At 67.1% G+C, this 14493-nt stretch carries 16 protein-coding genes; 7 read left to right on the top strand and 9 right to left on the bottom strand.

Annotated features, from left to right (window positions below; genetic code table 11):
• Positions 1–119: 119 nt before the first annotated feature.
• Positions 120–440 carry a hypothetical protein gene (locus ML539_RS12745; protein ID WP_243324401.1) on the top strand — a complete coding sequence of 107 codons (321 nt, stop codon included), beginning with the start codon at positions 120–122 and terminating at the stop codon, positions 438–440.
• Here ML539_RS12745 and ML539_RS12740 read toward each other — a convergent pair.
• Positions 430–3921, bottom strand: a complete 3492-nt coding sequence (locus ML539_RS12740; RefSeq protein WP_279341643.1) for a serine/threonine-protein kinase — start codon at positions 3919–3921, stop codon at positions 430–432. The two genes, ML539_RS12745 and ML539_RS12740, sit on opposite strands and share 11 nt — an antisense overlap.
• Positions 3922–4086: 165 nt before the next feature.
• Complete coding sequence (locus ML539_RS12735; protein ID WP_243324399.1) at positions 4087–4500, bottom strand: response regulator; 414 nt, start codon at positions 4498–4500, stop codon at positions 4087–4089.
• 130 nt (positions 4501–4630) lie between these two features.
• Here ML539_RS12735 and ML539_RS12730 point away from each other — a divergent pair, with 130 nt between their 5' ends.
• The 5 genes from ML539_RS12730 (at position 4631) to ML539_RS12710 (ending at position 8776) form a co-directional block, all read left to right on the top strand.
• Complete coding sequence (locus tag ML539_RS12730; protein WP_243324397.1) at positions 4631–5458, top strand: TetR/AcrR family transcriptional regulator; 828 nt, start codon at positions 4631–4633, stop codon at positions 5456–5458.
• Between the two features lie 97 nt (positions 5459–5555).
• Complete coding sequence (locus ML539_RS12725; protein WP_243324395.1) at positions 5556–5999, top strand: ExbD/TolR family protein; 444 nt, start codon at positions 5556–5558, stop codon at positions 5997–5999.
• Positions 5996–6811, top strand: a complete 816-nt coding sequence (locus tag ML539_RS12720) for a cell envelope integrity protein TolA (protein ID WP_243324393.1) — start codon at positions 5996–5998, stop codon at positions 6809–6811. The genes ML539_RS12725 and ML539_RS12720 overlap by 4 nt, the downstream gene beginning before the upstream one ends.
• A gap of 130 nt (positions 6812–6941) precedes the next feature.
• The gene (locus ML539_RS12715; RefSeq protein ID WP_243324391.1) at positions 6942–7502 is read left to right on the top strand and encodes a hypothetical protein; all 561 of its coding nucleotides are present in this window, start codon (positions 6942–6944) and stop codon (positions 7500–7502) included.
• Positions 7503–7570: 68 nt separating this feature from the next.
• Complete coding sequence (locus tag ML539_RS12710; protein ID WP_243324389.1) at positions 7571–8776, top strand: hypothetical protein; 1206 nt, start codon at positions 7571–7573, stop codon at positions 8774–8776.
• Between the two features lie 18 nt (positions 8777–8794).
• Here the strand turns inward: ML539_RS12710 and ML539_RS12705 are convergent, their stop codons facing one another.
• On the bottom strand, positions 8795–9310 hold the full coding sequence (locus ML539_RS12705; protein WP_243324388.1) for a hypothetical protein: 516 nt from the start codon (positions 9308–9310) through the stop codon (positions 8795–8797).
• A 216-nt stretch (positions 9311–9526) separates the two neighbouring features.
• Between ML539_RS12705 and ML539_RS12700 the strand changes: the two genes are divergently transcribed.
• Positions 9527–9970, top strand: a complete 444-nt coding sequence (locus ML539_RS12700; protein ID WP_243324387.1) for a DUF4437 domain-containing protein — start codon at positions 9527–9529, stop codon at positions 9968–9970.
• 34 nt (positions 9971–10004) lie between these two features.
• On the opposite strand, the gene ML539_RS12695 is transcribed toward ML539_RS12700, so the two are convergent.
• The 6 genes from ML539_RS12695 to ML539_RS12670 all read right to left on the bottom strand — a co-directional run bounded on the left by ML539_RS12695 (position 10005) and on the right by ML539_RS12670 (position 14406).
• Positions 10005–10529: a dihydrofolate reductase family protein gene (locus ML539_RS12695; protein WP_243324386.1), complete on the bottom strand. Its 525-nt coding sequence runs from the start codon at positions 10527–10529 to the stop codon at positions 10005–10007.
• 90 nt (positions 10530–10619) lie between these two features.
• Positions 10620–11225 (bottom strand): TlpA disulfide reductase family protein, encoded by a 606-nt coding sequence (locus ML539_RS12690; protein WP_243324385.1) that lies wholly within the window; start codon positions 11223–11225, stop codon positions 10620–10622.
• A gap of 60 nt (positions 11226–11285) precedes the next feature.
• Positions 11286–11771 (bottom strand): hypothetical protein, encoded by a 486-nt coding sequence (locus tag ML539_RS12685; protein WP_243324384.1) that lies wholly within the window; start codon positions 11769–11771, stop codon positions 11286–11288.
• 53 nt (positions 11772–11824) lie between these two features.
• Positions 11825–12685, bottom strand: a complete 861-nt coding sequence (locus ML539_RS12680) for a hypothetical protein (protein ID WP_243324383.1) — start codon at positions 12683–12685, stop codon at positions 11825–11827.
• 154 nt (positions 12686–12839) lie between these two features.
• Positions 12840–13715 carry a hypothetical protein gene (locus ML539_RS12675; protein ID WP_243324382.1) on the bottom strand — a complete coding sequence of 292 codons (876 nt, stop codon included), beginning with the start codon at positions 13713–13715 and terminating at the stop codon, positions 12840–12842.
• A 241-nt stretch (positions 13716–13956) separates the two neighbouring features.
• Entirely contained in the window at positions 13957–14406 is a 450-nt protein-coding gene (locus tag ML539_RS12670) for a hypothetical protein (RefSeq protein WP_243324381.1), read from the bottom strand.
• Positions 14407–14493: the final 87 nt, after the last annotated feature.

Genomic DNA, 14493 nt, shown 5'->3' with positions numbered 1-14493 from the left:
AAACAAATTGATTCGATTTATTCCAGGATGGGACTAGGCTGGATCGCCACACCCGATCAGCCAGGGTCCACCCTGGGCCCTTGGCATCCCTCCCACCCATTTTTCTCTTTGGAGGCGTCATGGCCACCAAGCAGATAAACATCAACAGCAACGGCGGCTGCAACCCCTCGCTCGTCTCGGGGCAGCGCGCCGTGGACAGCGTCCACTTCGTGCAGAGCGGACCGAACGCCCCCACCTCGGTGACCATCACGGCCGCGCCCGGCTCCACGGTGGACGCTTTGACCCTCTTCGGGACGACCACCTGCACGGTGGATGCGGACGCCAGCGGGCCCAACGCCTACGCCATCCAGGCCAACGCCAACCTGGGCAACTACTCGGTGGATACCCCCTCCGGCCTCAGGGCCGTCCCCAACGCCGGCACCATCACCGTCACCGGCTGAGGGCGGCCGAGGCTCCCGCCCGCCGGAGCCGGGCGACCCAGGGGGCGAGGGACGGCGCCAGATGCCGGTTCTCGCCCTCGGCGGCGGCCAGATCCTCCAGGACCGAGCGGGCTCCGCCGGCGGCCGGCGCCCCGCCTTCCAGCTCGAGCAGCCGCAGGGTGGCCCCCAGGGCCAGGGCCGCGGCCCAGCGGGGCCGCGCCCTGAGCAGGGCCTCGGCCTGCACCTTGCCCTCCGCCAGGAAGGCGGAGGGGTCCTCACCCCGTCCCCGCGCCCAGGCCGCCTGGTCCCGCAGGAGCGTCCCGAGGGCGAGCCGGGTTTCCTGGGACCTGGAATCAATGGCCAGGGCCCGGTCGAAGGCCTCCCGGGCCGCGGCGAAATCCGCCGCCGAGGCCACGGACCGGGCCACCCTCCACCGGGTCCGGGCCGCCCGGAGCTCGCCCAGGTACCGCCAGGTATTGGGAGCTTTCGGATCCATGGCCAGGGCCCGCGCCAGGGAGGTCTCCCCCGCCCGCACCTGGGCCGCGGGATCCTGCCCGGTGGACACCGCCTGCTCGATCCGGACCGCGGCGCAGCACCCCGCCTCGGTCAGGAGCTCCTGGTTGCCCGGTGCGACGTTCAGGCCCTTCCGCAGCGCGGCTTCGGCTTCGGCCAGGGGCCGGGGATCAAGGGACCAGCGGCCTTCGGTGATCAGCACATCGGCGAGGTTCTGGTAGCCGTACGACTGGCCTGGAGCCGCCTGGATGGCCCGCCGGTAGCAGGCCTTGGCCTCCCGGATCAGGGGAGCCGGGTCCTCGCCGCGGTCCCAGGCCTCCTGCGCCAGATAGGCCAGGGCCATCCCCTCGCTGTTGTGGAGGTTGGGGATGGCGGCATTGATGGCCAGTCCCTGGCGGGAGCGTTCCCGGGCGCGCAGGAGGATCGGGCGGGGATCCCCGCCTTCGGCCCGGCTGCGCAGGGCCTGGTCCAGGTGGACCTGGCCGAGCACGAAGTAGGGCACGAAGTGGTTGGGATTCAGGGTTCGGGCCCGCTCCAGCACCTCCTCCGCCTCCCGCAGGTCCGCCTCGGCCCGGGAGGCGCCGGGCCTGGTGGCCCGCTGCTCGAGGCACACCCCCAGGTTGATCCACGCCGGGAGAAGGTGGGGTTCCATCCGGGCTGCGGTGCGGAAGCCCTCGATGGCCGCGTCCAGGTGGACCGAGGCGTCCTGGCCGCGACCGTCCTCGTACTGGGCCAGCTTCTGGTTCAGCAGGCCCAGGTGGTTCCAGACCGTGTAGTCGCGCTTCTCGGTCGAGAGGGCCCCGAAGGCCGAGAGCCCCCGGGCGAGGGCCTCCGTGGGATCGAGGCCCCGCTGGAACCGGGCGTTGCCCAGCACGTAGCAGGTCTGGCCCAGGGCGATCCGCGCATCTGCCCGGGCTGGGCCGGTCGCCACGGCCTTCTCGGCGGCGGCCAGGGCCGAGCCGGCGAGGGCCTGGGCATCCTGGCCCTGGAGGACCTGCGTGTCCGCGAGGTTCCGTTCCAGCGCCGACATGAGGATCAGGGACGGCACATGGTCTGGCTGGAGGCGGAGGGCCGTGCCCAGGGCCGCCATGCCGCGGTCGAAGGGCCCTTGGACATCCCCCTGCCCGTACTTCTCCATGAAGAACGCATTGTTCTCCAGGTCCGCCTCCGCCGCGTACACCGCAGGCACGCTCCGCCCCGTGACGGCGGCGGCTCGCAGGGCCTGGCGGCCTTCCTCGAAGTCCCGGCGCGCGCCCTCGCGGTCGCCCCGGTTCCACGTCTGCCAGGCCCGGGCCTGCAGCAGGGAGCCGCGCAGCAGCGGGGCCTCGTAGAACCAGGGCAGCTCCGTCCCCAGGGCCGCGAGCCGCGCCAGGGCCTCGTCCAGCCGCCCCTCGTAGAAGGCCAGCAGCGCCTCCAGGTAGGCGGGGGAGGGCACGTCCGCGCCCTTGGCCTGGCGGAGGAAGGCAAGGGCGGGATCCCGGAAGGTCTGCTCCACCTCGCGGAGGCGGGCCTCCCGCTGATCTTTCGAGGCGATGCGCTCCGCCTCCAGCAGCTGGTCCCGGTACTGCCGGCCGAGGACGAGGCTCAAGGCGTAGGCCGCGCGGGGCGCGCGGTAGCCCGCGTCCCAGGCCATCTGCAGGTGCTCCCGGGCCTTTTCCACGTCATCCAGCGTCCAGTGGCCCAGGCCCAGGGCGTAGTGGCCCGGCCCGTTGGCGATGGCGCCGGCCTGGGCCATGTCGGTCTGGAGCCGGGTCATCTGGTCCCGCACAGCCTGCAGGTCCGGTCGGATGTCGTGGGGCGGCGACAGCGCGGAGTAGCGGGCCGTGGCGTCGATGCGGGCGGTGGCCTCGGTGAACTGCTGGGCGAGACGCTCCCGGCGGCCGGCGTCGCGCCGCGTCTTCACCGCGACGCCCAGGGCCACCAGCACGGCCAGCGCGGCCACAGCGCCCACGGCCGCCAGCTGCCGGTGCTTGCGGAGCTTGCGCTGGACGCGGTACCAGAGTCCCGTGGGGCGGGCCAGCACCGGGTCCCCGGCGAGGAAGCGGTCGAGGTCCTCGGCCAGGGCGCGGGCCGACTCGTAGCGATGGCCGCGCTCCTTCTCCAGGCACTTGAGGGTGATGGCCTCCAGGTCCCGCGGGATATCCAGGCCCGGCCCGCGCATGGACGGCACCTCATGGGCGGCGATGGCCCCCAGGACCTCCAGCGCATTGGCCCCGGTGACCGGTGGCCGCCCCGTCACCGCCTGGTAGAGTGTGGCGCCCAGGCTGTAGACATCCGTGCGCCGGTCCAGCCGCGACACCTCCCCGCGGGCCTGCTCGGGGGACATGTAGGACGGCGTGCCCAGCACTGCACCCGTCTCGGTGACGTTCTGGTCCCAGTCCCGGGCCAGCCCGAAGTCCATGACGAAGGTGCGCAGGGCGCCGTCCTCCGTGCGCTCCACCATGATGTTGGAGGGCTTGAGGTCCCGGTGGATGATCCCCACCCGGTGGGCCTCCTGAACGCCCAGGGCCGCGTCCCGCACCACCATGGCCCGCTGCTCCAGCGACAGCTCGGCGGCCGCCAGGTCGAAGGGCCGTCCGCCGATGCACTGCATGGCGATGAAGACCCGGCCCTCCACCTCGCCCACTTCGAAGACCTTGCACACGTGGTCGTGGTCCACCCGGGCCTGGGCGCGGGCCTCCAGCATGAAGCGCGCGAGGTGCCGGTCATCGTCCAGGCGCACGAACTTGATGGCCACCATGCGGCCCAGGCGCCTGTCGCGGCAGCGGAACACCTTGCCCATGCCGCCCTGCCCCAGGAAGCCCAGGCACTCGTAGCGGTCCCAGCCCGGCACCGGGAAGGGCGGCGGTCCGGATCCGGCCGCGGGAAGGGGCGCATCCAGGGTCAGGCCGCTCCCGGGCCCGGGCCCGGATTCGGGCTCGCGGCTGTCCAGGGTCTCCGCCCGGGACCCCAGGGGATCCATCTGGTGCGCCTTCGGGTCTTCATCCATCTGCACAGCTCCCAGGGCGAGAAGTTGGCGGCAGAGACCGATATTCAGAATCGAATCATGGCACGTTAGACCCACTCTAATTCAAGAGTCAATTTGTCAATTTAAGACCATGCGACAGACATCCGTTCCTATAAAGACGGCCGTCTCCTCCCACCCGCCCCGCCCTCAGGCGAGGTGGCCCTTGAGGTCGGCCAGGCTGAAGGGCTTCGGCATCAGGCTCACCCCGGGGTAGCGCCGCACCAGCTCGAGGACGGCGAGGTTGACCCGGCCGGTCGAGATCACCACCGGAAGGTCCGGACGGAGGGCGCGGAGGCGCGGCAGCGTTCCGGCGCCGCCCAGGCCGGGCATGTCCATGTCCAGGATCGTCACGGCGGGCTGGAGTCCTCCCTCCAGGAGGTCCAGCGCCGCTTCGCCCGTGGCGGCGATGATGGGCTCGAAGCCCAGGAAATCCAGGAGGGCGCCCACGGAATCCTGGATGGAGGCGTCGTCATCCACGAGGAGGACCACGGCGCGCGCGGCTACGCACGCGGCAGGCAAAGCCGTCTCCGGGTCAGGCTCGGGTTTCCCGACTGCAGGCATGGGGGTCTCATCGATCTGTTGTCCAGTCTATCGTTAGGTCCCGAATGCCTCGATTCCAGGGCCACCCTGCACGTTAGTCTGGTGGTTATCAGCATTTACGTTCACGCCCCCAACAGCCGTTCTAGAAAGCATGGGCCTCGCCAACCGTATGGTGGGGGCGGTGGAGAGGGGGGGCCTCGTCATGGACGAGCGGATGCGATTGTTGCGGGGCCTCGAGCCCAAGCACGCGGGCCAGGCCTCGTACGCGGCCATCCTCGAGGCGGCGGCGGGCCTGTTCCGCCAGTTCCCCGCCGACGCCATCACCCTGCGGGACATCCTCGCCCTGTCCGGCGTGGGCAACCAGACCCTGTACAACTATTTCCCCGCGGGGCGGGACGACGTGGCCATCGCCCTCTTCGACCGGCTCCGGCGTGCGGACGAGCGGGCGTTCCGCAGCCACGTCCAGACCGTGGCGTGGGAATCTCTGGCGGATGCCGAGGGCATCACCAGGGCGCTCAGCGCCGCCCTCGCACGGGCCACGGTCGGGAACCTGAAAGAAAACCTCCAGCTCCATGCGACGGTGAACGCCTACCTGAAAGCCCATCGCCTGGGTTCCCTGGCCACCCATGCGGAGGGCCTGGAGGAGGCCCTGCGGCAGGAGATTCTCCTGCGCTACGGAAGCCGCTTCTCCGGGCAGGCCCTGGGACCGGTCGTGCAGCTGAGCCTGCATGTGGTGCGTGGCGTCGCCGATGTGGCCCTGACCCACCCCGCGTGCCCCCTCGGGGATCTCGAATCCATGGCGCGGAAGCTCCTCCGGCCCATCCTCCAGTCCGGGCTGAGGCGCGAGGCCCCGGTGAGCGGAGACCACCCGTTCGTCGCCGAGGCTCCCGCCCCCGTGGCCATCACCGGGGCCCCGGTCGGCCCCGCCAGGCGGGAGGCCATCCTGGCGCGGATCTTCAAGCGCCAGCGGTCCGGATAGGCCCCTTCCCGATCAGGCGCCAAGCGCCATGGGGTCCAGCCGCGCCGACAGCAGACCTGGCAGGCGGTAGACTGGTACGCAGACGTGCGAGGTCCCCGTGTCATTCACCCCAGGCAGCAGGCGCGGCGCCATGGCCGACATCAACATGACGCCCCTCATCGACGTGATGCTGGTGCTGCTGATCATCTTCATGATCGCGGCCCCCATGATGATGACGGGCGTGGACGTGAAGCTGCCGGAGAGCCGCACGGGCCGGAACCTGGAGAGTGAGGCCCTGACGGTTTCCATCACCTTCGACGGCCGCCTCCAGTTCGACCAGGCCTTCATGGCCCTTCCCGTCCTGGCCAACCAGCTCAAGGCCAAGGCCCAGTCCGGCGGGAAGCGGCCCGTGCTGGTGCGGGCCGACCACAACGTGCCCTACGGCCGCGTCATCCAGGTGGTGGACGCCATCCGCGAGGCGGGCTTCACCCAGGTGGGCTTCGTCACCGCCGCCGCCCCCATCGCCGCGCCCGCCACCGCTGCAGCCACCGGAACGAAATGAGCCAGGACCTCCAGGCCTACCTCCGCAGCCGCGCCCACCTGGGCGAGCTCCGCTGGGGGCCTGGGCTGGCCCTGAGCCTGGCCCTGCACCTGACCATCGGCGTGGCCTTCTTCTGGCCCCGGGGCGGTGGCGGCGAAAAGGCTGAGGAGGTCAAGGTCACCTGGGTGAACCTGCCCGCGGCCATGGGCGGCCAGTCCGGCGGTTCCGACGCCATGGAGGTGGGCAAGACCGGCGAGCGCCTCCGGCGCGTCGAGGAGGTGGCGCCGGTGCGGAACACCACGCCGTCGGCCACGGCCCCGGATCCCTTCGCCACCAAGACCACCAAATCCGCCGCCAAGGGCGACAGCAAGGACGCCGCCAGCACCGGCACGGGCACCACCGCCGCCAAGGGCAAGACCGCCTCGCCCAACCCTGTGGCGGGGGCCGTGGGCTCCGGCAACGGCGCGGCCTTCGGCGCCGGCTCCGGCATTCCGGGCCTGAACCCCACCTCCGGCGTCCAGGGGGGCGTGGGCCTGGTGGGCGGGGTGGACGGCAACTTCCCGTTCGTGTGGTACCTGCAGCAGGTCCAGGCGCGCATCACCTCGAACTGGAACCGCGTGTCCAGCACCCAGGGCCGCGTGCAGATCTATTTCCGCATCGCCCGGGACGGCAGCCTCGACCGCGTGCGCGTGGAGATCCCCAGCGGCAACGCCGCCATGGACGAGAGCGCCCGCATGGCCGTCCTGCGCGCCGCGCCCCTCCAGCGCCTGCCGGACGGCTACGACGGCTCGTATCTGGGCGTGCGGTTCTGGTTCACGTACCTCGGGAACTGAGCAGGAACCCCGACCAGCCGACGACCGGGGTCTGAAGCGGGTCGGTCGGACACCCCTCTCTGCCCCTCCAGGGGGCCGTTCCGGGCCTACCTTTGGGGTGTGCGCATCAGCGCCCCAGAAAGGGGGATTTATGCCAGCGCTCATCAACCTCGCCTCCACCTCGCTCGCCTGGAAGAAGACCGGCGCGGCCGGCCCCACCTTCAGCCTGGAGACCAGGGAGGGAACCGTCGCCACCCTCGCCTTCCTTCCGGAGGATCTCACCCTGGCCAGGGTGGAAACCTCGGGCGGATCCTGGACCCTCAGGCACAGCCGCTTCCCGGCCAGTTCCGTCACCCTCCGCCAGGCGGGCTCCAAGACGGACCTGGCCATGTTCCATCCCCACCTGGTGGGGAACGGGAAGCTGGTCTTCAAGGGCGACGAGACCTTCGACTGGGTCCGCATCGAAGGCATCCACCCCGGCGCGGCCTTCCTGGACGCGGACGGCCTGCCGCTGGTCCAGCTCACCCTGAACCCGGACGGCACCAGCCGGTCGGCCCCGGAGGACACCCCCCTCGCCCTGGTGGACATCTCCCAGCCCCACCGGCGCCTGGCCGACCCCGCCCTGCTGTCCGCCATCGGGTGGTACCTGCTCCTGCTCGAGACCCTGCTGGAGGACCCGGGCGTGGCCGCGGAAACCAGCCTGCGGATGTAGGAACCCGAACCGGTGACGTCTGACAAAACGCCAGGGCGCCGGGGGGACGGGTGCACTAAACTCCCCTGATGCGCTCAGCCCTCTGGATGACAGCGGCCCTCGGGTTTCTTCAGGCCCAGCCACCCTGCACCGTGACCGCCGAGCCGCGCGAAATCCGACCGGGCGAATCCGTGCTGCTGACCTGGACCTGCCCCCAGTCGACCCAGGTGCGCCTGGAACCCGGCGGCATGATCCTGCCAGGGCGGTCCCAGGTGACGGTGCGGCCTTCCTATACGACGAGGTACAGCCTCTTCGAGGCGGGGCCCGGCGCCGGGTCTGGCAGCGCCGAGCTCGGCCACGCGGAAGTGCGCGTGACGCCCGGGATGCCCCTGGGCGAGGCCGCCCGCATCTGCGCCTTCGACGCCAGCACCAAGGCCGTGCTGCCGGGCGAGCCCGTGGTGCTGAAGTGGGAGTGCGCGGGCAGCGCCAAGGTGCGCCTGGAGCCCGGCGGGCTCGAGCTGGACGGCAAGAGCGAGGTGACCGTCACGCCTCTGGAGAGCACCCGCTACACCATCACGGCCAACAACGCCGCCGGCGGCCAGAGCCGCACACTGGAGGTGGCGGTGCTGGGCCACCGGCCCATGGCGGCGGCCCAGACGCCCATCGCCAGCGTGTGCAGCTTCGAGGCCAGCCGCACCGTGGTGAAGCCCGGCGAGCAGGTGGACCTCAAGTGGATCTGCCAGGGCGACGCCAAGGTGCGCCTCGAGCCCGGCGGCCTGGAGCTGGACGGCCAGTCCAGCATCGCCGTGGTTCCCGACAAGACCACCGTCTACACCCTCAGCGTCAGCAACCTCATGGGCGGGTCCTCCCGCAGCCTCGAGGTGCAGGTGGAAGCGCCGCGCCGCGTGCTCACGGAGAAGGACCTGGCCGATCCGGAAGAGGCCGTGAAGCCGCTGGAGCGCATGGACCTCCCGGAAGCCCTGCACCGGGGCGCCGCCCAGCGGGCCGCCGCGCCGCAGGGCGCCTGGACCCTGCGCCTGGTGGTCTCCGGCCGCGCCGAGGGCCTGAAGGTGGTGGCCAGGGCTGCGGGCCCCAAGGCACCGGACGTGCTGGTGCTGCCCTACGTGCGGCCGGACGGTTTCCGCTGGTGGCAGGCCTGCTACGGCGCCTACCCCACCCGCGCCGCCGCCCTGAAGGCCTGGCGGAGCGCCCCCGAAAGCCTGCGGAAGGCCTTCCGCGACGCCCTGCCCCTCCGGCTCCAGCACCTGCCCGGGGATCCGCCGAAGGCGCTGTAGATCCGCGGGGGGCCGGCCCTAGTTCCGGGTGACTTCCAGCGTGTAGGACTCGCCGACCATGTTGGCGTCGAGGGTGTCCACGATGAAGTAGATGGTGCGCGTCTCCTTCGTGGGGTTCTCATAGGTGGCCTGGGGCTCGCCGGTGGGGATCCGGTTCTGGAGCAGCCCCGGCTCGTCGCGCCCCCAGGCGTTCACGGCCAGCACCCGGAACCAGGCCTTCCGGCCCTCCACGACCTGTGCCTTCACCTTGCCGCCCGCCGGCACCTCGATGGCGAAGGCCCGCCGCCCGCTCATGTCGGGAACCTTGTCCATCACCCGGACGCTGCCCGCGGGCAGCTGGAGAGCCGGGATGGACGGCCCCTTCCGGGCCCCGTGCCGGGTCTCGCCCAGGATGCTGGCCTCGCCGCCGGGATCCGGGCGATGGGGGGTCATGGGGCCCCGGGGGGCCTTGGGAAGGTCCTTGGCCTCCACCACCGGCAGGGGCGCCGGGGCCTGGAGGACCGCCATGGGAAGCATCAACAGACTGGGAAGCATGGGCACCTCCGCGCGCATCCACCTTTAGGATGCTCCAAGTCCGGGATGGGTTTAGGCCCATCACAAGCGCCCAGAGCATCGCCTCTGGAAGGGCCTTCTCATCCCCCCTCCCGGTGGGGAATCCGCCCCTGCCGTCCGGCAATCTACCTGTTGCGACAACCAAGGCGGAGGACTATCGTCTGACAGCCCATGCGGGCTTTCTACCAGGAGGAAGCAATGAAGATCTCACCTTCCGGGCTGGTCGTGCTTTCCGCGGCCTTGGTTGCCGGCACCCTTTCCCTCGCGCGCGACGGCGAGAAGCGCAGCGGGGAGGTCACCCTGGCCGCTGACAAGCTCCCGTGGGAGGACCTGGCGGCCAAGGGCGTCGGCGTGATGGTGGCCGATGTGGAGGGCCTCCATGCCAAGGGGGCCTGGCATGGCTTCGTCAAGTTCCCCGTGGCCAGCAAGAGCCCCGTCCACGCCCACTCCCACGCCCTGAGGCTCGTGGTGGTGTCGGGCACCTTCCGCTACGGGAGCGACCCCGACCACGAGCAGCCCTACGGCCCGGGTTCCTACGTCTTCATCCCGGCGAACCTTCCCCACTCGAACAGCCAGCCCGACGGGGCCGTGGTCTACGTCGAGCAGCCCGGCAAGTACGACAACAAGCCGGCGGGCCACTAGTCCAGGCTCGTCCAGACGGGATCGCGCCACCCGGTCAGCGGAGCACCTGGTACTCGCTCTGGACCAGGCCGCTGGGGAAGGACCGGGTGGCGACGTGGCGCAGGTGGAGGTCGTGCGGAAGGGTGCTGAAGAGCGGGATGCCCTCGCCGATCAGCACCGGAACCCGGGTGATGATGAGGCGGTCCACCAGCCCCGCCCGCAGGAACCGCTGGATGGTGATGCCGCCGTCCACGTAGAGGTTCGTGGCCCCGCGCTCCGCCAGCCGGGCCACAATCTCCGCCGGTGGGCCCGCCATCTGCTCCACCACCCGCCCGATGGCGCTCGGCAGCTTGAGCGGCTGGCCGCTCAGCACCACCACCCGCTTGGACCCGTAGGGCCAGGGGTCGAAGGTCAGCACCTTCTTGAAGGTCTTGCGCCCCATGACCACCGCATCGATGCCCGCCAGGAAGGCCCCGAAGCCGTGGTCCTCCCCGCCCCCCTCCGGCAGCCAGTCCAGGTCGTGGTTCGGCCGGGCGATGAACCCGTCCACGCTCGTCCCCACAAAGACGGATACCGTCATCAGGCCCTCCCCCCCTTTGGGTGGCGCCGAGTGGGTAAAAGTGACCGGATTTGGCTGCGCCGAGCGGCCCCCAGCGCCCGAATCGGGACCTCAGCGCCCGGTCGAGGGGCTTGCCGGCGCGCCGAGCACCTGGCCGAGGGAGAACGCCAGATCCCGGCTGACCTGCTCGCTCCCGCCGGTGCTGGCCACGGCGAGGTTCCCCTGGCGGTCGAGGATCAGGTGCGTCGGGAACGCCACGCTGGAGCCCGACATGGCCAGCTGCTTGAGCGCCGCGAACGGGATGCAGGCCACGGGAAACTGGAAGGGCCGGGTCTTCAGGAACGCCCGGACCTTCGACTCGTCGTCGTAAGCCAGGGCCAGCATGACCAGGTCCGGATGGGATCCGAGCCGGGCGTGGAGGGCGTTGAGGTCGGGGATCTCCTTCACGCAGGGCGGGCACCCCGTGAACCAGACGTTGAGATAGACCACCTTCCCCCGCAGGGCCGCCAGGGACCACGCCTTCCCATCCAGGTCCGTGAACTGGACCTCACCCACCGGCTGGCCGATCCGGGCCTTGAACCCCTCGGCGGGGCGCAGCCCCTGCGAAGCCTGGACGGTGGCGACGGAGGCCCCGATGGGGCTGGAAGCGGCCGGAGTCTGGCCCAGGAGCGCCAACGTCGAAAGCCCCGCGGCCAGCAGAAGTCGTGTGGAGGTCATGGAGATGCCTTTCGGGATGGGTCGGGTGCCAGAGAGTGGCAGATGCGCCCGGGCGGCCGGTCAACCGGGCGGGAAGAGGCCCCAATGGTCGAGGAGGATGTACAGGGGGAAAACCACGAGGCAGAAGGCGAGGAATGACACGAGAACGACACCGGTGACGTTCCAGCCGGAGCGACGCTGGTACTGCTCCGAGGTCTCGATCTGCGCCTTGGAGAGCTGCTTGGCGCTGGCGATGCCGCCGGCCGCGATGGAATAGAGCAGCGGAATCAACTGCCGCGGGAAGCGCTCGGGCAGGAAGGGCAGCAAGGCCAGCAGCGCCACGTTGAAGGCGATCCCGAGCCACAGCGTCAGGCGCTGGCCCTGGGTGTCCTGCAACGCCTTGAAGTTCTGATGGAGGGTGAACACCGCCGCGAACGGGCCACCGACGAAGGAGGCCAGGCGCACCTGGAACGGGGTGTAGATCGGCCGTCGCTCGGAGGCGACCTCGGCGCCTGGCTCTGCGAGCAGGGCTTCCGGCGGGGCGTACGGATTGGACAGGTCATCCATGGAAGATCCTTTGCGGGCGCGGTGCAATTCGAGTGGATGGTCAGGCTTGGGTGCTACGACTTGAAGCTGACTTCATAGATTCGCCAACTACCTGCAAACAGAGCGAAGACGATCTCATTAAGAACAGCACTCTTCGGGAACTTGATGACATGGAAGACACCGCTCTCGGAGAGCCTGATCTGGGGGTCTTCCTGGGCGTCTTTTCTTGACAGTGCCTCATTGAGACCCAGCGGGCCGTAGATGGCCTCTTTGATCTTGGAATTGGAGCGAATTTCATGTTCGGAGGGACCATTATAAGAAATGATGTTGTCGCCCCTATAAAATTCGAAATCTGGCGTAAGCATGGCTTCCAGAGCCGCCGGATCCTGCTTTGCCATGATCTTCTTCAAGCCTTCAGCGGTGGGTAGAGGCGGAACCTCTTTCGAGAAGCCATCGAATCCCAGAATCCTGATGCTGACAACCAAGCCCTCATGATTGAGCTCTAAGCTGTAATTTCGATCGGCGTAGTCGAGGCGCGCGTATTCGGTGCCGTCATCCAAATACTTCGATTTCGACTTGGGCGGGCCGAGCGCCTTGAACACCTCGCTTTCGGTCGAGCCGAGCGTAACCCCGGGGAGACCCCCATCCCCCGGCGTCGGCTTCCCGAAGAGCTGGATCGCGGTGATGCGATCCTTCTTGGGCGCCGCGAACTCGAAAATCAGCAGGTGCTCATGTTTTTCGGAGGTCCAGAAGGCTTTGATCAGCCAGCCATCTGAGGTGGTCCGCTCCTCATAGGGTTTCCCGAGGGTGGCTTCGACCACCCTGGCAACCTGACCCAACTGGTACCCACCTAGCTTTAATTGACTCGGTAATCCCTGGCAAATACCAAACGTGGAGGCGCAGGCCAACAGGATTCGGAGGGGCTGTTTGAGCATGTTCCTATCTCCAGATGGCCTGACGAATGAAGCGAGCCGGCCCCGCCTACACCGAGACGATGAACGGAGCCGGGGAAGACGAACGAAGAGAAGGAGCGAGAGACAATGCAGGCGGGGTCCAGGTTGAGCGCCAGGTTAGACCCGCAACCAGCAGCTAAAGAATTAGTGGTATAGGCGCGAAAGCTTCAATGCCCGAGCTGGCGATTGATTCTTTAGAGTCGCTGGCCTTAATTAATCCGGGTTGCATTAGTGGGTGGAGCGCTTCCAGAATACCCATTACTGGGAATTTACGCCGAGCGCTCAGCCATTCCGCCACGGAGAGATCATCCTCGTAAATAATGGCTGGAGGTTTAGGCATCTCCCCACGTGAATGCATTAATTGTTTGGCAATATTGAAACTTGCTTGGAACAAAACCATAAAATCACCACGGTACGGCATCGGACAGAGAATCATATTTTTCAAGCTGTCCTGTTTTGGCCCTTCTTTTGTTTTAGATGGATAGATACCAACCCGTAATCCAGGAGCTGCTTCCAATTCTTCTTTGTTTAACTTAAGGGTAGTTCCTACCCATTGATCTGAACTCGGCGATCCTAAAAATAAATCAGCTTTCCATAACCCACTTATGCAGTTCGGAAGTCTATCGCGGTGCTTTACACTTCTAAAGGCGCGCTCTAACGTCGCAATTCGATGCTTGAGCTTAGGGGGTTTTCCAACTTTCCCGACTAACACTCTTGCATCGTCGGTAAGACTGTTTTTTGCAGTCTCAACAATATTTAGACTTCCATTCTTCTCGATACCGAAGAGGATGGATTCTGATGTGCCACGAATCCTACAGAACGAGTCAAGAACGTCTTCTACGATCGGGTAAATAGTTGAATCTCGGGCCCGAACGGCATCATGAACTGCGTATTCAAAACAAATACCGAACTCTCCATCCCCTTCTTTGTAGACGGTTCCAAGCTGCTCAAGGGTTATTTTTTCAAGGCCTCCAAGGGCCGAGATGATATCAGCCTTGGTCGAGTACAACATCGCCCTGAGAATTGACGAAGTCATTGTGTAGCGAGCACGAACCGCCTCACCAACGTCTTCTTGTTGAACTTGGAGGGATATTTTTCTGCTCACAGTGACTCCATGTTGGGAAAAGAGAGTTGCGTCGAACAGATGAAGCTAACTGGCCCCGCCTGCACCGAGGTGCTGAAAGGAGTCGAGGAAGCGAGAAGTTGAGAGAGAGCGGCGGTCAATGCATGCGGGGTCCGAGTTGAGCTGAGGGTTAGGGCTGGTGGGCATCGTAAAGCTCGGACCAAGTGATTTGTTTGATACCGACATGACTACTCGTGAAAACAGCATGAACTGGAATGAGTTCACCAAAGTCTAAGAACTTGGCACGATCAATGGCTTGAAATGCCCGACTATAGAAAGTGAGAGCATTTTCGGGAATCAAGATTGCATGACGGCAATTTTCTCGATTCGTTCGCCCTGTCTCTTTGAGAAGCTCACCAAATATTTTATGCACAGTGTTGTGCCTATCTTTTGAGTCATCACTCTTGGCTTCGATGGCCCAATGGAGGTCCCCCTTGGATTTGTATTCGATGTCAGCGCGTGATTTTGATTTGCAATTACTGTTAATTAACTCACCGATGCAAATGTTTGGATCAGGGTGCCTTCTCAAGTGGGCTACGAATTGATTGATTAAGGTTTGCTCGGGATTGCGGTTGGCCATGATGGCTCCTCGTAAAGCCCTAACTCTGAATTGGACGACCAAACCCGTCCTGAGCTCGTTGTCAGATAATGGATGAAGGAACGATAC

Source organism: Geothrix sp. SG200, from assembly GCF_022808935.1.
Classification (GTDB): Bacteria; Acidobacteriota; Holophagae; order Holophagales; family Holophagaceae; genus Geothrix; species Geothrix alkalitolerans.
This window is presented reverse-complemented; position numbering and strand designations above follow the sequence as displayed.